At 53.8% G+C, this 19669-nt stretch carries 20 protein-coding genes and 1 tRNA gene; 10 read left to right on the plus strand and 11 right to left on the minus strand.

Annotated elements, in window-relative coordinates:
• Positions 1–12 precede the first annotated feature (12 nt).
• From LAO76_04465 to LAO76_04475, 3 genes are all read left to right on the plus strand, one after another.
• Positions 13–1305, plus strand: a complete 1293-nt coding sequence (locus LAO76_04465; GenBank protein MBZ5490169.1) for an Hsp70 family protein — start codon at positions 13–15, stop codon at positions 1303–1305.
• A 342-nt stretch (positions 1306–1647) separates the two neighbouring features.
• Positions 1648–1998 (plus strand): hypothetical protein, encoded by a 351-nt coding sequence (locus LAO76_04470; GenBank protein ID MBZ5490170.1) that lies wholly within the window; start codon positions 1648–1650, stop codon positions 1996–1998.
• 13 nt (positions 1999–2011) lie between these two features.
• The gene (locus tag LAO76_04475; GenBank protein ID MBZ5490171.1) at positions 2012–2152 is read left to right on the plus strand and encodes a hypothetical protein; all 141 of its coding nucleotides are present in this window, start codon (positions 2012–2014) and stop codon (positions 2150–2152) included.
• Between the two features lie 670 nt (positions 2153–2822).
• Here LAO76_04475 and LAO76_04480 read toward each other — a convergent pair.
• The 3 genes from LAO76_04480 to LAO76_04490 all read right to left on the minus strand — a co-directional run bounded on the left by LAO76_04480 (position 2823) and on the right by LAO76_04490 (position 4049).
• Positions 2823–3287 carry a hypothetical protein gene (locus tag LAO76_04480; GenBank protein MBZ5490172.1) on the minus strand — a complete coding sequence of 155 codons (465 nt, stop codon included), beginning with the start codon at positions 3285–3287 and terminating at the stop codon, positions 2823–2825.
• A 339-nt stretch (positions 3288–3626) separates the two neighbouring features.
• Positions 3627–3911 (minus strand): hypothetical protein, encoded by a 285-nt coding sequence (locus tag LAO76_04485; GenBank protein MBZ5490173.1) that lies wholly within the window; start codon positions 3909–3911, stop codon positions 3627–3629.
• 61 nt (positions 3912–3972) lie between these two features.
• A tRNA-Arg gene (locus tag LAO76_04490) sits at positions 3973–4049 on the minus strand.
• A gap of 193 nt (positions 4050–4242) precedes the next feature.
• Here LAO76_04490 and LAO76_04495 point away from each other — a divergent pair.
• Positions 4243–5871 carry a formate--tetrahydrofolate ligase gene (locus tag LAO76_04495; GenBank protein ID MBZ5490174.1) on the plus strand — a complete coding sequence of 543 codons (1629 nt, stop codon included), beginning with the start codon at positions 4243–4245 and terminating at the stop codon, positions 5869–5871.
• An 87-nt stretch (positions 5872–5958) separates the two neighbouring features.
• Positions 5959–6159 (plus strand): hypothetical protein, encoded by a 201-nt coding sequence (locus LAO76_04500; GenBank protein MBZ5490175.1) that lies wholly within the window; start codon positions 5959–5961, stop codon positions 6157–6159.
• A 19-nt stretch (positions 6160–6178) separates the two neighbouring features.
• Here the strand turns inward: LAO76_04500 and LAO76_04505 are convergent, their stop codons facing one another.
• The 4 genes from LAO76_04505 to LAO76_04520 are packed head-to-tail and all read right to left on the minus strand — an operon-like array spanning position 6179 to position 10015.
• Positions 6179–8086, minus strand: a complete 1908-nt coding sequence (locus LAO76_04505; GenBank protein ID MBZ5490176.1) for a hypothetical protein — start codon at positions 8084–8086, stop codon at positions 6179–6181.
• Positions 8086–8829, minus strand: coding sequence for a type II secretion system GspH family protein (locus LAO76_04510; GenBank protein ID MBZ5490177.1), 744 nt, complete (start codon positions 8827–8829; stop codon positions 8086–8088). Before LAO76_04510 ends, LAO76_04505 begins: the two co-directional genes overlap by 1 nt.
• The gene (locus LAO76_04515) at positions 8829–9389 is read right to left on the minus strand and encodes a prepilin-type N-terminal cleavage/methylation domain-containing protein (GenBank protein ID MBZ5490178.1); all 561 of its coding nucleotides are present in this window, start codon (positions 9387–9389) and stop codon (positions 8829–8831) included. The genes LAO76_04510 and LAO76_04515 overlap by 1 nt, the downstream gene beginning before the upstream one ends.
• 8 nt (positions 9390–9397) lie before the next feature.
• Entirely contained in the window at positions 9398–10015 is a 618-nt protein-coding gene (locus LAO76_04520; GenBank protein MBZ5490179.1) for a prepilin-type N-terminal cleavage/methylation domain-containing protein, read from the minus strand.
• Between the two features lie 151 nt (positions 10016–10166).
• Here LAO76_04520 and LAO76_04525 point away from each other — a divergent pair, with 151 nt between their 5' ends.
• Positions 10167–10340 (plus strand): hypothetical protein, encoded by a 174-nt coding sequence (locus LAO76_04525; protein MBZ5490180.1) that lies wholly within the window; start codon positions 10167–10169, stop codon positions 10338–10340.
• A 340-nt stretch (positions 10341–10680) separates the two neighbouring features.
• On the plus strand, positions 10681–11682 hold the full coding sequence (locus tag LAO76_04530) for a hypothetical protein (protein MBZ5490181.1): 1002 nt from the start codon (positions 10681–10683) through the stop codon (positions 11680–11682).
• Between the two features lie 38 nt (positions 11683–11720).
• Here LAO76_04530 and LAO76_04535 read toward each other — a convergent pair whose 3' ends face one another.
• Positions 11721–12350, minus strand: a complete 630-nt coding sequence (locus LAO76_04535) for a DUF4287 domain-containing protein (protein ID MBZ5490182.1) — start codon at positions 12348–12350, stop codon at positions 11721–11723.
• 216 nt (positions 12351–12566) lie between these two features.
• Between LAO76_04535 and LAO76_04540 the strand changes: the two genes are divergently transcribed.
• The gene (locus LAO76_04540; protein ID MBZ5490183.1) at positions 12567–13850 is read left to right on the plus strand and encodes a hypothetical protein; all 1284 of its coding nucleotides are present in this window, start codon (positions 12567–12569) and stop codon (positions 13848–13850) included.
• Positions 13851–14073: 223 nt separating this feature from the next.
• On the opposite strand, the gene LAO76_04545 is transcribed toward LAO76_04540, so the two are convergent.
• Together LAO76_04545 and LAO76_04550 are read right to left on the minus strand one after the other, a co-directional pair.
• Positions 14074–15681, minus strand: coding sequence for a methylmalonyl-CoA mutase family protein (locus LAO76_04545; protein ID MBZ5490184.1), 1608 nt, complete (start codon positions 15679–15681; stop codon positions 14074–14076).
• Positions 15682–15944: 263 nt separating this feature from the next.
• Complete coding sequence (locus tag LAO76_04550; protein MBZ5490185.1) at positions 15945–16262, minus strand: hypothetical protein; 318 nt, start codon at positions 16260–16262, stop codon at positions 15945–15947.
• Between the two features lie 123 nt (positions 16263–16385).
• Here LAO76_04550 and LAO76_04555 point away from each other — a divergent pair, with 123 nt between their 5' ends.
• Positions 16386–16649, plus strand: coding sequence for a hypothetical protein (locus LAO76_04555; GenBank protein ID MBZ5490186.1), 264 nt, complete (start codon positions 16386–16388; stop codon positions 16647–16649).
• Positions 16650–16798: 149 nt separating this feature from the next.
• A complete protein-coding gene (gene glgC, locus LAO76_04560; protein MBZ5490187.1) occupies positions 16799–18052 on the plus strand; it encodes a glucose-1-phosphate adenylyltransferase in 1254 nt (417 codons plus the stop codon).
• Here the strand turns inward: glgC and LAO76_04565 are convergent.
• Complete coding sequence (locus tag LAO76_04565) at positions 18034–19659, minus strand: amidase (GenBank protein MBZ5490188.1); 1626 nt, start codon at positions 19657–19659, stop codon at positions 18034–18036. The genes glgC and LAO76_04565 overlap by 19 nt on opposite strands.
• Between the last annotated feature and the right edge of the window lie 10 nt (positions 19660–19669).

Genomic DNA, 19669 nt, shown 5'->3' on the forward strand with positions numbered 1-19669 from the left:
AAACTGATAAGAATGGCCACAAGCGCAATCGGCATTGATTTTGGGACTACCAATAGCTCAATCGCCCACGCTTTCAGTTCAGGCGAAGTAGAGCTTGCGCACTTCCCGCAAATGGGCGGCCTGACCGATGCCTATCGCTCGCTCCTGTACCTTGAGCAGGAGCGGGATAGGGGAGTCAAGGTCACCAAATCCTGGACCGGGCCTGAAGGTATTGAGCGATATCTGGCGGCTGAAACCAAGGGGCGTCTGATTCAGTCGCTTAAGTCTTTCCTCAGCAGCCGCACGCTCCAGGGAACTGAAGTCTTTGGGCGTCGCGTTACGCTTGAAGATCTTATCGCCCGCATCTTGCGCGATCTCCGCGAAAAAGCTGAACTCCAGTTTGGGACCACGATTCGGTCCGCCGTGGTCGGCCGGCCCGTACATTTTGTTGGGGCGGAAAAAGAAGCGGATGACGTCTACGCCGAGGCCCGTCTTAAGTCGGCGTTTCAGCTAGCGGGATATGAATCAGTAGAGTTTGAACTGGAGCCTGTTGCCGCCGCTCACTATTACGAATCCACGCTTGACCACGATGAGCTTATTCTCATTGGCGACTTCGGAGGCGGCACCAGCGATTTTTCTCTGGTCCGCGTTGTTCCCTCGATTCGCAAGAAGGGCAGAAGCCCGGCGGACCTGCTGGGCAATGCAGGCCTGGGGTTGGCGGGTGACGCATTTGACGCAAAGATCATTAAGCATCTGGTCTCGCCCGCTCTGGGCGCTGGAAGCAGCATACGGTCCATGTACAAGATTTTGCCTGTTCCAGGCTGGGTATATGCAAAGCTGGAACGCTGGCATCACCTGTCTCTACTAAGAACCAAGGATGTAATGGACATGCTGAAAAGCACGCATGCGCAGGCGCTTGAGCCGGAAAAGATCGCCGCCTTGATGCATTTAATACGGGAAGACCTTGGATACCAATTGCATCGGTCGGTGCAAAAGACCAAGTCTGATTTGTCGGCGAACGAGGTGTCCACATTCCGCTTTTCAGACGGATTCATTGACCTTGACGCAACCGTAAAGCGTGCTTCGTTTGAAAAATGGATTTCTGAAGAGCTTGAGCAGATTGCCGGCTGCGTGGACTCTCTCCTTGATTCGTCTGGGGTGAAACCTAAAGACGTAGATATGGTTTTTCTTACGGGAGGCTCGTCGTTTGTTCCGGCCGTCAGGAGAATTTTTGAAACACGTTTTGGCGCAGAGAGCATTCGAGCAGGGAACGAGTTCACTTCAGTCGCCCGGGGATTGGCGTTGAAGGCGTTGGATAGCGGGTGAGTTGTGGTCCTTGAAACCTCGAATGGGAAAGAGAATCTTGCTGTATAAATGCTCTTGCCGGAGGGGTTGAAAACTGCCCGATACCAAAGAGCTTGAGCGTTTTTTCTGTTAGGCCGCGCGTCTTTAACCAATCACTTTTCACATAAAGCTTTTCATGTGTTCTAGCGAATGGCTTATTTTCGAAAGTTTCTTTTGATTCACTTGCCGGAGTAGCTTTTGAGACGACTTCCAGAAAGGGTGATTGCTTGGCTCCTAATCGGCTGACCGCATTCTAAGAGCCAATCTTCTTGAGTTTCGTTACTAGGTCAGTCGCACCACTTCCATGCTCCACAAGATAAGCAGTTGAACTTTTCATCTGTGAAGGAAAAGGATGTTGTTGTTTTTCTTGGGTTGATGGAACGGGCATTTCCCGAAGTGTTCTTTCTTTCCACGCCGCTTTTTAAAGCCTGCGATGCCCAATTGGGCAAGCACAGACCCGAGCTGGATGCTGCGGACATCCCGATATTTCTCCATTGGCCCTCCTATTCAGTTGTAATGGCAATGAAAATGCTGGCGCGAGTGGATGGTTGCACCATTGAGGGTAGCTGCTGCATCCAATACAGCAGCGGAAGAAATTCAGCGTTCCGAACAATTTATTTGGACGGCATTGTAAATTCAGGCCTGAATTGGCCTAGGGAAAGGTGTGCCCTATAAACAGGTGCTAATCATGACGCAGATAGACCTAACTCTTTGCGAAGAAATCGTGGTCAAAGCGATTCTGGTAATTTCGGCCTCATTGTTACTCATTCGCATCGTTGTCATCGGCGTCCGGGATATTCGCGACGAAATTAATAAGAAAGATAAGTAATAGATGAGTAATTCAATGTTTGGATTCATTTTCTGAACTAGTTGCTGGCGGCGCATTGCCGTAATCCAATCGGCTCCCGGCTTATTGGGTATTCAGCCGAACACCACCAGCGACCAGCACAAAAGGCTTATTTCTGAGAGAGCACAAATTGGATATATCGAACCGCATGAATCAGTTCGACGATTAACAACATTGTCAGTGAGATAACAGCAGACAGAACGCCTGCTGTTTGAAACAATTTACGCATAGAGCCTTCGCTCCGGGCTGTCCCTAGGGGACACGGTGACCTGTGGTCCCGAGGACCAGTTTCTTCTCTTGGGTTTGCCACTCTTTTTGGGAAGGGGACCTGGCTCTACCGGGTGTTCATTTCTGGCCAGTGCGTCAGGTCTCGTTATACCCGTAACTTTGACTTTGCAGGAATCGTACTCTCTCATTCTTAGAAATCAAATGACATTTAACACATGGATCCAGCCTCTTCTTGATTATTACAAGGACGAGTCCATAATTTTCACGGATTACATCCGCCCGAACAAACGCGGTACTTTCAGCGTGAGGAATGCGCCAGAGGCCCAGGCGAGGCTTGGAGTGTCAGCAAGGTATCTGTATAACATTCGGAATCGGATAGAGGCCGTGGCAGTGCTTTATGAAGCATTAGTGCAGAGCGGAATTATTACTTGAATAATTTAGTTTTGTCTAGGAGTTTCAGGTCTAAGCAAATTAGGAATTCTCTCTTTAGTCGGTCAGCTCCTTCTGCATCACTAATTTGATGTTGGTCCACCTGCTCTTTGGTTAAATGGAATACATCATAAATTTTCTTTATTCCGACCCACGTTGGAATGCTAAATAAGGCTTCTTTGTGTTCGGCATAATAATAGTCAAATCGTTCTGCAGTGAATTCAGGACCGACATAGACGTATGTAGTATTACCAATTTTTTTATGTTCTTCAAAAAACCGGACGTACATGCCAGAAAGTTCCCAATAAATCTCTTTCTCCGCTCGCCATGTAATATATTTCGCTCCCGCCCATTTTTTCAGTGGTTCTGAGATAACGCCGACGATAAGACCGACGCTAATACCACTAATAAAGCCGATTAATGTTTTTCCCCATTCTGCCATGCCGTGATTGTCGGGCAACTCTGAAAGGCTCGTCAAGACTCCGTTATGTATCAAATAAATTCGGTTAATCAGGGAAGACTATTTTCGACCTGTTTGCTGGGGCTGGATGAATTATTGTGAGCTTAGTACGAATAAGTGCTTTGTTTTCAGCGATGAGAACTGCGCTATTTTGCGGCATTGACCGATTTTCTATTTTTGGGCCATAAGTGATTAGGAAATAAATCCTCTAAAGGGTTTCTGGCTGTTCTTTATCTGTGAGGAGAACTGAGAATGACGCCAATGCAATTACAAGGGATTTTGAGTGGTTCACGACAATTGAACTCGTACTCGCTCGGTTAGTGATATTTGCCTTATTTCTTATTGGGCTGTGGACTGTTTTTCAGTTGGGGAGGAAAGCCCATGCTCAACCAGGTAAATAAGCATTTTGGCGCGAGCATCGGCTTCGGTCTTCTCTGTGCCATCCTCTGACATCACCGACCAGAACCAAACACCATTTCCGTGCCATGGCAAATCACGGTCTTCTGACAACATCTCTCCCAGCTCGGCAACTGTGAAAGCAGAATATGATTCCCAACTTGCTTGAGATGGCGCGTTCGTAATATACCGACGCTCTTTTACAAATTGCTCAAAAGTACGAAGCATAAGCTCAAGTTCCTTGTGAAGAAATTTGGAAATGCCTGTAACCGATCGATTTTCAGGATTCTGGTGCGCCCGGAGAGATTCGAACTCCCGGCCTGTTGCTTCGGAGGCAACCGCTCTATCCAGCTGAGCTACGGGCGCACAGTGATGGGAGTCAGATAGGGTATCCTTTCCGTCTGCCAACGCGAAGCAGTCAGCCATGAGTGCTTCAGTTTGCCCGAGATGTCTCCGGCCCCGTCTTTCAGCGCCGCCGGAGCCAACGTCTAAATTTCGCGCTTTTTGCTTTTGCCACTTGCCTCTTTTGCAGCAGAGTTCTAGACTCGCCTGTTTGCCAATGAGCCAATCTTTGTCCATTCAAACCATGCTGCCAATTCAAACCATTGCTGCCAAGCTCAATCTCCCCGAAGAATATTTTGAACCCATTGGACGCCACGGCGCCAAGCTAAAACTGGACATCCTTGCTGATCCGGCGTTTCCGCGCCGAGGCAAACTCATCCTGGTGACCGCGACCACGCCCACGGCTTCCGGTGAAGGGAAAACCGTGACCTCCATTGGGCTCACGCAGGGGCTGGAGCGCATTGGCCGCCGGACGATCATCACGTCGCGCGAGCCGTCGCTAGGGCCAGTGTTCGGTATGAAAGGCGGCGCTGCAGGGGGAGGAAAGTCGCAGATTGAGCCCAGCCAGAAAATCAATCTGCATTTTCACGGCGACTTCCATGCCATTACTACGGCGCACAACCTGCTCGCTGCGCTGATCGATGCGCACGTATTCCACGGTAATGCGCTTGACCTGGATATCAACCAGATCACATGGCCACGCAGCATGGACATGAACGATCGCGCTCTGCGCCGCATCACCATCGATATCGGCGAGAAAAAGGGAGCGCTCACCCGTAACAGTGGTTTTGTGATCACCGCTGCTTCAGAGGTTATGGCCATCATGGCGCTGGCCAGCGGCTTTGAAGACTTGCGCCGGCGGCTGGATGCGATTGTTGTGGGAGTAACACGGGCCGGCAAGCCGGTGCGCGCAGCCGATCTGGGAGCTACGGGCGCGATGATGGCATTGCTGAGCGAAGCGATCATGCCCAACCTGGTGCAGACCACGGAAGGCACTCCGGCCATGGTGCACACTGGGCCGTTCGGCAATATCGCGCACGGAACCAGCAGCGTGATCTCGCACAATATGGGAATTCGCCTGGCCGACTACGTGGTGAATGAAGCGGGTTTCGCGGCTGATCTGGGCGCGGAAAAATATTTTGACATTGTGATGCGGTCGTCGGGGATTGCTCCCGCTTGCGCCGTACTGGTCACGACCGTGCAGAGCTTGCGCAATCAAGGCGAGGGAGACCTGGATCGTGGCGCACCGAATCTCGTCCGCCACATTCAGAATCTCAAGCAGTTTGGCGTGCCGACCGTTGTAGCCATCAATCGCTTCCCCACGGATACCGAAGCTGATCTAAATCGGCTGGCCGCCTACTGCGCGCAGCAAGGTGCGGTTAGCGCTTTGAGTGAGGCATTTACCAAAGGCGGCGACGGCGCTGCCGCCTTGGCGGAAAAAGTGGTGGAAACCATTGAGAAAAATCCCAAGTCGAACGTGCAGCCAATTTATCCGCTTGAGGATTCTTTGGAAAACAAGATTGCGAGCGTTGCCACCAAAATTTACGGCGCGGCAGGAGTCGCATTGAGCGACAAGGCTCGCGCCAAGCTGCAGCAATTCAGCGACTGGGGATTTGCCGGGCTGCCAGTGTGCATTGCCAAAACCCAATATTCGTTCTCTGATAATCCCAAGCTACTGGGCGCGCCCACAGGATGGACGCTGAACATCACAGACGCATCGCTTTCCGCTGGGGCGGGTTTTGTTGTGGCGATTGCCGGCAACATGATGCTGATGCCTGGATTGCCGAAAATCTCGCGCGCCGCAAGCATTGATGTGAACGCGAAGGGCGAGATCCTGGGAGTCTAGGCGCGTCAGATCCAAGCCGTTTTGGACGTAGCCGATAATGGTGGAACGGGCGCCTGAGCAGTTTCGTACTAATTGTTAGAGGCGCTTATGTTCAGCTTTTTGCTTTGGTGCATCCTGTTGGCAATGTGCTGGCCGCTGGCCTTGCTGGCGCTGGTGCTTTATCCGTTGGTTTGGCTGGTGCTGCTGCCATTCCGGATTGTGGGCATTGCCGTGGGCGGAGTGCTGGAACTGGTGAAGGCGATTATTTTGCTGCCGGCAAGGGTATTGCGAGGACGTGTTCGCGCTTAGCGGGGAATCGACCCGGAACTTAGTAGGATGTTTCGGTGTGCGAAACCACCTTTAAAGGCGGATTGCCCATAGCAGCGTCAATGGCCTCACAACTGTAGGAGATTGTGAAATTGCCGGCCCCGCTGCTGCTGGTGGTCAGAAAAAACTGGTCCCCAGCCTGAAGCATCAACGCTCCATTGATCATCCCTGTAGCTCCAGTATTGACGAAGAACTGTCCTGATGGGGATGTTGATGAAGAACGTACCATCACGATTCCAGTCCATTGCAAGTTGGAGCTCTGTATTTCGAAATCACTAGGCACCTGCAGGATACCGACGCCAGTGAGGCTGGTATTGAGCAGTTTCAGGCTGCTATCGGTGATAACCACCACCGCGGGCTGGGTCAATGAGCCATACGTAGCGGCAAGACTTGTTGATGCAACCTCGAAGTAATTTTTGCCAGACGCCCTACGGGCGGCGATATAGTCAAGGACCGCCTGGTTCTCATCAGCCACGATATTGGGTGTTTGAGATTGATAGACAGCCGGATCGACTGAATTTCCTGGATTGCCCCCAAACAGCGGCGACGGAGAGAGGTGGTTATCTGACAGGTCAAGGTTTGTGTAGCAACTCTGAGTTGCCGTGCTGCAGTCGGCTGTTGCTACCGGCGTTGGTGTGGGAGTTGGAATAGGAGTCGGGGTCGGGGTCGGGTTGTGATTGTCGTGCCCGTCGTGTCCGCTGCTGCCACTGCCGCTATTGCTGGTGCTTGTGACAGGAGTTGGGCTAGGAGTTGGACTAGGCGCTGGGGTGGGCGTTGGTGTTGGTGAAGCGCTGGATGTGGTGAATCTAGGAAGCGCGCCAGTCCCACGTACCCAGGCCAAAGGCGCCGTGCACGGGTTGCTGGCTGAAATGCTGCTGCCATCGGCGTTACAGAGATTATTGGCTGCCTGGACTAAAGCGGACCGCAGGCTATTCAAGCCTGTTTGCAATGAAGCTGTGCCCTGAGGGGTGTTTGCGGCGACCGGAGCCACGTTAGAGCAGGAGAGAGTGGTAGCGAGTGAGCCGTCGGCGTGGTGAACCCGGCCATCGATACTGGTTAACGGGAACACCGTCGCGCTAGAAAGGGTGGGGACATTAAAAGTCGCGGGAATGGGGGTCGTGCTGGCGGAACCGCCAACTTCAACAGTGATTGCGCCGGGCGGCCGGATCGATGAGCCCACCACCTCAGCGCGCAACAGGTTCCGCGTGCCTTGTGCCGTAGCCAGGGAAGTAAGCATGTAAACCGGCAGCATTCCATTGGCATCGCAAGCCGGTGTGGCGCCGCCGGGAGAGAGTTGTTCGGTTTTGCCGTCCCAGCAAACGCGCGTATCCAGTGTTGTGGGATCGCCTTGCTGGTCGACAAAATAAGGCGCGGCGATCCGGTTCGTCTTCATGTTCACGCGCACCCATTTATAGCCCAAAGAAACAGCGGCGGGAGCGGTGCTGGGTGCGGCATAGAGCGAGGCCATCATCCAGTTTGGCGTACCGGGAACTGCCGTGCATTTGGAGTCGCGAACGGTCACGCCTGAGTTGTAGTCATGGCAGAGTTGGACGTCGAAGTACGGGCTGGCCGGGTCAGTAGGATCAACCGTCTCGCCGGCATCCGGATTCAGCACATACAGTACACCGTTGGCATTACCGGCAATATCGGTGGGAAGTTTGTCAGCAAGGCCGCTCGATGTTGTTGTGGAAAGATAACTGATCCTGTCCCGCATTTCTTCCAGGCCGGAGTGGGCTGCGTAATAGGAGCGCAGGCTGCCTCCATAGTTGGCGTCAATGCGTGTTTCAGTGGTGGAAGCCAGGACCATGCAAAGACTTATGCCAGAGAGCAGCAAGAGCGCGAACAAGGCCATCATCAGGGCCATTCCCCGTTCGTCCCGCTGCGTCAATTTGGACATAATCTTTGCCATTAGTAATTCAACCTCGAGATTGCCGACATTGACGTGCGCACAAAATTGCCTGTTGCAGGATCGCGCTGATTAGTAAGCAGACTGAGATTGATTTTTATTGTTTTGATTGAAGCTAAATTTGCAATGCCCTGGGGCGTGGATCTGTCACTACCGGTACTGAGATCCACTGGATTTCCGTTCTGGTCGAAATACGCAAACAGGTCTTCACCGGATTGGCCTGCCCCGGTACCAGGAGGAAATACCTGCTGCGTCTCCGTAAAGAAAAGATTCGTCGGCTGGCTGAATGAGTCCGCGTCTATTTTTGGCTGCGCGCTTCTGCGGATACATGGGCAATTGGGATCGCTGGGATCGTTTGCCACATAGGTAATATCTACGCTTTCAACAGCGCCGTCATTGTTAACATCGCCTTCCATCAGAATTTCGGTCGGCGAAACCCGTATCAGCCCATAAGCCACCAGTGAAGGATGCGCCAGAGCATTTGAGTACATACCGGGCCCGGGATATCCTGCCATGTGCAAATCGCGTACTGTCTGGCTTACAAAATCCCGTGACTGCTGAGTCAAATCCACATTCACGGTTTCTGAAGCTGATTTTTTCTGCATCGAGTTAATCTGTTCAAATACTGCGCCGGTGACTGTAATCAGAATCGCCAGGCTGACCAGCAGTTCTATAAGGGAAAAACCTGCTATTGCGCTGCTTTTCGCGCTAGTCCTGACAATTGAACGGGGGGAGCGCGATATCATCAGAAGTTCCCCCTTAACTGATGAAGCGTATAAGGCAGAATGAACTGAGTTGCTCCGGCTCTGACGAGCGGTTTGGCGCTCACCGTTACCAATTGCGTAGCGGGGGTCGGGCCGCGATCAATTCGCCAGCGGACGTCATATCCAACGTTCCCGCCGCTCGAGCACGTGACATAAACCATTGAGTAATTGGCGACAGTTGGCTGCGAGAAATCGATGGTTCCCGAAAAAGCTCCGCTAGTAATCATGGCAGGACTGCCACCAGGAGCTGGCACGGCCGTCTCAATGGTGTGAGGTGTCCCTGTGCAGTCCGTGAGCGACGTTTGAGTATTTCCAGCGGCTGCTGGAATGGCCGCAATCTTTTCCATGGTGCTTTGTGCCAGAAGAATAGCCGTGGAATGCAACTTGGATCGCCCGTCATTTGCGGTCGCCACTGCGATTACAGTTATGCCGCCCAACAGCCCTACCACCAGAACAGCCATGGCGATCATTACTTCAATAAGGCTGAATCCGCGCGACATCTTTGCCCCTTTGGCCCCATGAATTTTGCAGTCTGCATTCATATAGTGTCTTAGAGCCACTTACCGTTTCCGTTTCCCGATGGAATAAATGTCCAGGTCTTGACCCGTCCTGTGGGGCTTACGGTGACGGCGGCATACATTACTTCTCCGTTGGCGCGCTGAAATTGCAGGTGCTGTATCCAACCAACGGCAGTACAAGGCGACGTAGGCGAAGTGCGTTGGCAAGGCAAACCCACGCCGTTCCATGTTAAATTGCCCGGAGCGCTCGCCTGTTCCGTTGTAACGGCGGCAAAATGCACCTGGACGGAACTCAGCGGAACCGGCACACCAAGATTGCTCACGCGAACTTGCGCGGGGAATGCCGTCACAGGATCTCCTGCACCGCAGCTTCCGTCTCCATCCAGATCTATGCAGACCTGTGCCGGCGAAATTCCGGGCGGAGATACGAGCACCTGAAATAACGTGTCTTTCTGGGTAGCGCGAATGCGCGCATCCTGGTACGCCGCTGCCAGTGCCTGGGTCGATCCATTAATTCGGGAAGCATCGATGGCGCGGGTGAGGGATGGAATGGACATGCCGCCAACGGCCAGAATGATTGTGACCACAACAACCATTTCTGTCAGCGTGAAGCCCGACTGTAAGGCGAGACTTCCCCTTGATTTGGCCATCGACTTCATGATCCCGTAACCTTCCCCTTCGCAGCCGTTACGCAAAAACTTCACTTCACATCGTTGATGGTTGATGGATCCCTCGACACATGGAAACTTCGGCAACTTTAGCGTGGCGCGCCCAAAATTGCTGTCTGGCCAGGTGACTTGTGTGAGTGAACTTTTGTACCGCAATATAGTATCCCAGTCAGGAACACTGCTTATTAAAAATCCTGGTATAGCACTGAAAATAAAAGAATTATTTTTATTTTGGTGGAACCAGACAGATGCTTCAATTTTGCGCATTTGGACACGGGCCGAACGTCACATGGGGGCTGCGACCTAATGGCCATTGTCCTTCTGGGCAATGGCCTTGGCTGGGAGCCTAAGCGAAGAATATACGATTTTTTGCACCATTGATAGTTTTTGAAGCTTTCGCCTTCTCTTTTTAAAAGGTTTTGAATTTTATTGCGCGAATGAAGTCGGCGAGTTCCATTTTGGAACTGTTTTTCCCAAATTGGTACTGTCCCCGGCTTTTTCGGAAGCTAATGTCCAGTAGATCTGCTGAATGATCCAGTGGTGACGAAATGCCTTATGACCTGTCTACAAGACAATGCTTATGGCCGGGCAGAAATGCCTTGTTATAATCAGCGCGACCTAATCCTCGAAATCTCCTGGGAGTATTCATGTTTTCTCGTATCCTTAGCGCACTTAGCGCGGCTTTTCTTCTCTCTAATATCGGCGTTGCTCAGCAATCCGCCTGCAAAGCTTCCGATGTTCCGGTTGGAGTGATCAGCGTAAGCGGCAATGTTTTTCGTGGTCTGGCCGCCGAAGATTTCATTGGGCAGATACAGAAAAAGCCAGTGGCTGTAAAAGGTCTCGCCTTTGATGACGGCCCGCGCCGCGTATTGATTGTGGCAGATCTAAGCAAAAAGCTATCTGCCGATTCGCGCAAAGCCGAAGATGAAATCATCAAGACGCTGCTTGCAAATGCCGGTCCGCATGACACCTTCGCCATCATGCCTGCTCGCGGCCCTGGAGAGGACGTTAAGTTTACTGAGGACCGTTCCGCCATCAGCCAGGCATTGGGACAACCCGGAGACGGCAAGCGCGGCAAGGAACCAGGAGTGCTTGATACCGTGATGGCTGGAATTGAATGGTTCGGAACACCGCAATCAGGCGATGCCATTGTTGTGATTGCCTCTGAACTTGAAGGCAACCGCAAGGCCAATGCAAAAATGGTGGCAAAGGCACTGCACGACAATCACATTCGCATGTTTGGTTTGGCTTTGGGGCCAGTAGAAACAAAGAACAGCGTTGCCAGTCATTTTGTAACCTCAACCACTTCGCAGGGACTGGCCGAGGCCCAGCCGCTGGTGGGCACCGTTCTTTACAACACCGGCGATGAACATTTTTTCCCTTTGACCACGAATAGCGGCGGGCTGGTGTTAAGCGTAATGAACGCCGATCCGCGACGCACCTATAGCATGGCCGACTCTCGCCTGGCCGAGTCCGTGCGGCAAAAAGCCCGCTCGGTTTCAAACATGATTGCTTCTTACTACCGGATGCAGGTGGAGCCTCCTGTCATCACCAAGCCCACGGATTGGGACTTGACGATCAGTGACCAAATCCAGAAGCATTCGACGCCGATGTTTGTTCTTTATCCCCATGAATTGGGGCCATGCTAAGGGATGGGCGCAAAGATTTCCGGGCGCGACAGATAAAACTAGCGGTCCATCTCATATGCTGTCGTGAGCCACTTTTTCACTTCGGCATCAATATCTTTCACTGACGCGATCTCGATCCGGTGCGTGATGCGGTCCTTTTTCGCGAACCCTCCGGTATCAATCAGCCGTTTTGGAACCTTGGTGTCCTTGAGCGCCAGTCCCAGATCGATGCGCGTGCGCGTGGTGGGTTTGATCTGCGCGAAAACGTGATTGCGGTAAAGAGGCACGATTGTCTTGCAAGGACAAACTTTCACGTCCTTGCCCAGGCTGCGTCCCAGCTTTAGAAGTTCGTTAAAGACCGGCCGCAGAGCTTCCTTCGTGCCCGCATACATGTTCTCTACAAATTCCTCAGCCTGTTTGAGGTAAGTCTCAGGATTCCCGTCGTCGCCCTTTCCCACGGAATGTTCAGCGATCCACCCTGCGTAGTTCATTCCCAGGCCGTGCTCTGCCTTGAGCCATGCGCGACGTTCTTTCTCCGTCGCCGGACCGCTCTTTTGCACCAGCTTGATCCATTCTTCCAGCGTGAGGCCGGTTTTCTGCTGCAAGGCCGTGAGCGAGCTCTGGTACATGCCCAGGCTGGGGTGGACGTCATAGGTGGAAGTCGCGGGCTGTTTCCTTGTGGCGGGCATAATCTTCTCCGGCGCAGCAGTTTACTACTGTTCGGTGATTGAAAGCCGATGACCGAATATTTTCAAAGATTTACATCGCATTACGAAACAATTTGCGATTTTTGTGTCACCAAATGCCATCTTGCGACTCAATGCCATCTGAAGAGCTTTTCCGGAAGCCTTTCAAACCCCCGATAGCTGAGGCCCAAATCCGTGAAAAAGATCAGACTCCCCCTCATGATTGCCGTTGCGCTTATTGGCGCTTTTACTCTTTACTCTGAACAAAAGCATCAGTCACTTGCCGAGCAAGGCAAAAACATTTTCCGCAATGATACCTTTGGTGACCAGGACTTCTGGGGTGGCACGCTCCAGTTGCACACGGCCATTGAAGGCGCGCAGCACGGCGGCGTTGGACCGGGCGTATCTCCGGCAACAGCGCTGGCCGTTGGACTCAAAGTCGATCAGGACGCACTTCCCGCCGCGTTGGTCCAGCAGATAAAAGCGGGAAAGGTTGACCTGAATGATCCAGCAGTCACGCTGGCGTTACTGAAGTTGAATGCCGTTGTGGGCGTCACCGGATTTTTCAATCCTGACGGCACGCTGAAATCCATGGGCATACAGTGCGCGCTCTGCCACTCCACGGTGGACAACGCATTTGCACCCGGCATTGGCCATCGACTGGATGGCTGGGCCAACCGCGATTTGAACGTCGGCGCAATTGTCGGTCTTTCTCCCAATCTCCAGCCGGTTGCCGATGTGCTAGGCGTGGACGTTGCAACCGTCAAGACCGTTCTTGCCAGTTGGGGTCCAGGCAAATTTGACGCGGAGCTGTTCATGGACGGAAAAGCGTTTCGTCCGGACGGCAAAACTGCCGCAACGCTCATTCCTCCGGCCTTCGGACTTGCCGGCGTGAACCTGCATACCTATACCGGATGGGGCTCTGTGCCTTACTGGAATGCGTTCGTCGCCAATCTTGAGATGCATGGCAAAGGCAACTTTTATGATCCACGCCTGGACGATGCCGCGAAATTTCCAGTGGCCGCCAAGAACGGCTTTGGGCATGTAACCAATGCCGACGACCAGATCACTTCCAAGCTGGCAGCACTTCAGTTTTATCAGCTCTCTCTTCCTGCTCCGGCAGCGCCCAGGGGTAGTTTCGATCGCGCGGCAGCAGCGCGAGGCAAGGCGGTGTTCAACGGCAAAGGGCAGTGCAGCAGCTGCCATGTCCAGCCGCTGATGACCGAGCCGGGATGGAACATGCATCTGGCTTCCGATGTCTGCGTTGACGATTTTCAGGCAAGCCGTGCGCCTGACGACCGCTATCGCACCACGCCTCTCAACGGCCTGTGGACACATACCAAAGGCGGCTTCTATCACGATGGACGCTTTGCCACGTTGCTGGATGTTGTGGACCACTATGACTCCTGCAAGGGGCTGGGACTCAGCGTGGCTGAAAAGAGCGATCTTGTTGAATACCTGAAGTCCTTGCCTGATCGCGATCACGACGGAGATCGAGATTAGGGGATTGTTCGAATCGGGGAGCGGAGCAAATCCGCTCCTCTTTTTTCCTATTAGCGCACTTTTATTGGCGCACGCCATCCCCGCGCAGGTTGTTTTCTTGAGCAGAGAGGCGTCTGCCCGACAAATATATTGAGGTGCTGGAAGAATTTTTGAATGGCAATGACACAGCCATCTTCCTGATCCGCGTTCATCCGCGTTGATCCGCAGTAAGATGTCGTCTTACTTAGACCACCACGGTTTCCTGATACTCACCGAAAACGCGGCGCAGCGTGTCAGAGATTTCGCCGACGGTGCAGTAACTTTCAACGGCATGAATGATGTGCGGCATCAGGTTTTGATTGCCGCGGGCGGCCTCTTCAACGGAGCGTAGCGCGGACTCCCACTTCGTCTTGTCGCGACGCTGCCGCAAAGCGCGAACGCGCTCCACCTGTCGGCCTTCCAGCGCTTCATCAATGCGCAGCACCGGCACTGACTTGTCGCCTTCCGTCTGAAAACGGTTCACGCCCACCACGACATTTTCCAGCCGGTCAACGCCCTGCTGGAAATCGTATGCGGCGTTCTGTATTTCCTGCTGGATATATCCCTGTTCGATCGATCGCAGCGTTCCCCCCAACGATTCAATCTTGTCGATATAGAGCTGGGCGCGGCGCTCAATCTCACTGGTGAGCGATTCGATGTAATAAGACCCGGCCAGAGGATCAATAGTGTTGGCGACGCCTGTTTCATGCCCCACAATCTGCTGCGTGCGCAACGCGATGCGCGCAGCTTCTTCCGTCGGCAAGCCAAGAGCTTCGTCAAAGCCATTGGTGTGCAGTGACTGCGTTCCACCCAGTACAGCGGCCATCGCCTGCAAAGCGGTGCGGACAATATTGTTCTCCGGTTGCTGCGCCGTGAGCGTTGATCCTGCGGTCTGGGTATGGAAGCGCAGCATCAGCGACTTGGGATTTCTCGCCTGGAAACGGTCTTTCATGATGCGCGCCCACATGCGGCGGGCCGCGCGGAACTTGGCCACTTCTTCAAGAAAATTATTGTGCGCGTTAAAGAAGAACGAAAGGCGCGGCGCGAACTTGTCCACGTCCAGCCCGGCGTGCAGCGCCGCATCCACATAAGCGATGGCGTTGGCCAAGGTGAACGCCACTTCCTGCACGGCGGTGCAGCCCGCTTCACGCATGTGATAGCCGGAAATAGAAATGGGGTTCCACTCCGGCACGTGCTCATTGGCATAAGCAAACATGTCGGTGATGATCCGCAGGGCCTGGCGCGGCGGATATATATATGTCCCGCGCGCAATGTATTCCTTGAGGATGTCATTCTGCACGGTGCCGCTGAGCTTGCGCGTGTCCGAGCCATTGCGCCGCGCCACGGCGATATATAACGCCAGCAGAATGGCGGCGCTGGCATTGATGGTCATGGAGGTTGAAATCTTTTCCAGATTGATGCCCGCGAAGAGGCGCTCCATGTCCTCAATGGAATCAATGGCCACGCCCACTTTGCCGACTTCGCCGGCAGCCATGGCGTGATCTGAATCCATGCCGATCTGCGTCGGCAGGTCAAAAGCGACGGAAAGGCCGGTCGTCCCGTGAGAAAGAAGATATTTGTAGCGCTTGTTGGATTCTTCGGCGTCGCCCATGCCGGCATATTGGCGCATCGTCCAGAGGCGGCCGCGATACATGGTGGCCTGCACGCCGCGCGTAAACGGGAACTCACCGGGATAGCCCGCGTCAGCGTCGTAGTCCCAGCCTTCAAGATCGGCGGGAGTATAAAGAGGCTGGGGCGTGATGTCTTTGAGCTGCTGCTCGGCATCGCGTTCGAGTTTGGTGTCCTGAGGCATGGGCAGGCGATCTGCTGATTATGATACTCCGACCCGAGCGGCAAGAGCCTCTGGCATTCACGAGCGCCAGAACAAATGCCGCGATCGCTGGACCGGTTAACGATGAACTTATCCCAACGCGACTTGCTACTTCGCGCCCGAGTCGCAATGTAAGGTGCGCCGATTTGCGCCAACGTGGGGAAATGGAGGCCGAATAGTGGCAAAACCCGAATCGGCAGGTTTTGGACAGAAATCTAGCTAAACACTTTCAAGATCGGCAGAAGCTATTTTCGTTTGAGAGTGCGGCTGGCCTTGATGAAAGAGTGCACTGTAAAGTACAAGCAGACGACGGTAAATATCGCTTCAATCGTGGCGCGCTGGTGGTCGGCAAAGTGGTCTTTGTGGTATTGGCGCACCAAGGATGAGGCGCCAAGTACGGTGAAAAGGACAAACATGAGCCCGGTGGTCTGGAGCCAGAAAGCGTAGAAGGTCCGGCTTACGGACGTGACAAACGATTTTCCGCCGGCAAAGACCGCATTGAGCAGGCGGTCTTTCTTTACAACGGTTTGCAAAGCGTTTTTTACCGCGGAAATTTGTGCCATTTTGGGTATTGTAGCGCGAAAATTGCCGCAATCGAGCGGAAAGAATAAAACGCAGGTAACCCGACGAGCATCTAATTTAAGCAGTCCCAAGGAGTTTGCGTGAATCCACGACTAAAGCAGCTGATGAAAGAGCTGGGAGAGGCCATTAACGTGTCTCTTTCTGAATCCGAGCAGATTGCGCAGGTGATTGCCAGAATAAAAGACGAAGGGTTTGATGTCTTCCTGGTACTTGAAGCCACTATTGGCTTCAACAAGCATGAAGAGGAAGCCTCCGCGCCTCAGCTGGTGAGCTCGCGCAAAAAGCACGCTGAACCTGAGTTCAGCATCAATGCCCACGATGTGCGCTTCCTGAAGTCTCTGCGCATCTCCACGGACGACGCTGCTTAGCTGAAAAAAATTTCTGTATCTGTTCCGGCGATCAGGCGGGCTGCTGCGCCGGTTTTTCTTTTTTCTGCTAGCATAAAATTTTGGCGTCTTAAGATTGAGTTGTCACAGAGTTCCCCGGCAGTCCCGCAAGAAATGGTCCGCAAAAAATTATGAAGGATACACTTGGAGTATTACTCGCCGGCGGCGCTGGAGAACGCCTCTATCCACTTACGCGCGACCGCGCCAAGCCGGCAGTAACTTTCGGCGGCAACTATCGCATTATTGACATCACACTCTCCAACTGCATCAATTCAGACCTGCGCAAGGTCTATATCCTTACGCAATACAAAGCCTTGAGCCTGAACCGGCATATCCGCGAAGGCTGGGGCTCAGTGGTGGCGCGCGAGCTGGGTGAGTTCATTGAAGTGCTTCCGCCGATGAAGCGCGTGAGTGATAGCTGGTACCTGGGCACCGCCGACGCCGTTTACCAGAACATTTATTCCATTGGCTCTGAGCAGTCAAAGCATGTGCTGATCCTCTCCGGGGACCACATTTACAAAATGAATTATCAGCTGATGCTTGATCACCACAAGTCCACCGGCGCGGACGTGACTTTGGCCACGATCCTGATCGATCCCAGCGAGTGCCGCCACTTCGGCATTGTTGATATTGACCGCGCGGGACGCATCACCGGCTTTGAAGAGAAACCCAAAGAAACCAAGCTGCGCTCGCCCTATAACCCGGAGATGGTTTCCGGTTCCATGGGCGTTTACATCTTTAACACTGACGTGCTTTTGCCCGTGCTGCTGAAGGACGCTGAAGATCCAAACTCGTCGCATGACTTTGGCAAAGACATCCTGCCCAAGATCCTTGAGCAGTACAAGCTTTATTCCTTCAACTTTATTGACGAGAACATGAAGGAAGCGCAGTACTGGCGCGACGTGGGCACCATTGAAGCCTACTATGAAGCCAACATGGACCTGGTCTCTGTCTCTCCGGTCTTCAATTTGTATGACAAGCACTGGCCCATCCGCACGCATCAGCGACAGTATCCGCCGGCCAAGTTCGTCTTTGGCGAGCCCGGACGCACCGGCATGGCGATTGATTCCATTGTGTGCCCCGGCAGCATTCTTTCCGGCGGCTACGTGCGCAATTGCGTGCTCTCTCCGGACGTGCGCGTGAACTCTTACACTGAAGTGGATACCAGCATCATCTTTTCTCACGTCAACATTGGGCGGCACTGCAAGATCCGCCGCGCGATCATTGACCGCGACGTGCATCTGCCTGAAGGTACGGTGATCGGCTTTGATCCTGAAGAGGACGCAAAGAACTACATCGTGACCGAAACCGGCATCACGATTGTGACGCGCGATTACTCGCTGTTTGAAAGTCCCGTAGCGGTGGATTACTTTACGTCTGAATAGCCCGGTGGCGGCGCAAAGCCGCCAATTTCCTTCGCCAGCAGATCGGCAAAGGTAATCGGAGTGGCATCTTCCCAGAACGGCCCCATAATCTGAATGCCCACCGGAAGTGCCTGCGGTGTGCGACCCACCGGAGCCACGGTCGCGGGACAGCCGGTAAGTGTTGCCGGAGCAATCCAGTTGAGCATATCCGTATAGTGGCGAGGGCCCGCTGAAGTGGCGATGGTGCGCTTGTCCTGCGGTTCGCTGTGGTCGTGCGGGAATGCCGCGGTGAAAGCCACAGGTGAGAGAAAGACATCCATGTGATCGAAATATGCCTGCCACTGCACGCGGTATGCCAGCCGGCGAAAGTTTTGCTGTTGCCAGTCCGCAAATGAGCTGAGCGCGCCTGAGTTCTTTGCCGCCAGCGTATCCGGAAATGCTTTTCGCTCGCGCTCCTGTTCTTCCGGAGGCGCGGTGCTATACAAGAAAGCTTCCAGCAAGAACCTGTAATTGGCCAGTAGCTCTGCCGGCTTCAGCCCTTCGGGCCATCCCGGCTTCAAGTTGGCCCCGGCGCGGCCAAGCCGATCAATCACGTTTTCCAGCACAGCTTTTACTTCCGGAGTGGGCGGAGCCATGGGATCGTCAATCACATAACCTACGCGGAAATCTTTCAAACTGCGCGCACGAGGCTCGGGCATCTGCCACTTCCATGCTCTGGCGTCCCAATCGGTGGGCCCGCCAACAACTTTAAGCGCGTCAAGCAGATCGCCTGCGCTGCGGGCCAGCGGTCCGGCCACCGCCAGAAGCGTGGAGAAATCGGGCGGCGCAGGATTGCCGCCGGGAAGGTGGCCTTGCAGGCTCACCAGATCGAGCGTCGGCTTATGCGCAAAGAGTCCGCAGAAATGTGCGGGAATGCGAATGGATCCACCGATATCGCTGCCCACGCTCAGATACCCCAGACCGGCTGCGAGCCCTGCCGCGCTTCCACCTGACGATCCTCCGGGAGTTCTCTTCAGGTCCCATGGATTGTTGGTCTGACCGTAAATCGGGTTGTAAGTTTGCCAGTCCTCCAGCGCCACAGGCACATTGGTTGCGCCCAGCAGCACCGCGCCGGCGTCACCCAATAAACGGCTCACCACGTCAGAATTTTTTGGCGCTTTGGAATCACGCAGTGGAGGAAAACCCCATGTGCATGGATGTCCCGCAACGGCAAAACTTTCCTTCACCGTGACAGGAACGCCGTGGAAAACGCCAAGTGACTTGCCTTGCGTCAATGCCGCATCAGCCCTTTTCGCCTGCGCCAGCGCGTCTTCACGCAACTGATAAGCAAAGACGTTCAGCTGCGGATTGTAATGATCAATGCGGGCAAACATGCGCCCGGTAAGTTCCACCGACGAAACTTTTTTTGTGCGAATGGCTTCCGCTGCCTGCAAGGCCGTGGCGAAGTCGAGTTCATGCGGCGCGGATGGCGCAGAGTTTTGAGCGGCAGCGTCGTGTTTTGTGGCGGTCGCGGCAAACGTTTCAGAAGTGGGCAGGGTGGTTGCCGCAAGAGCCAGCGGCACAGTAGCCAGGAAGTCGCGTCGATTCATCTGCGAAATGGTAAAGGGAGCAAGAGGAACGCGCAACATGGCGAGATCG

It is taken from the genome of Terriglobia bacterium (genome assembly GCA_020072645.1).
Classification (GTDB): domain Bacteria; phylum Acidobacteriota; class Terriglobia; order Terriglobales; family Acidobacteriaceae; genus Angelobacter.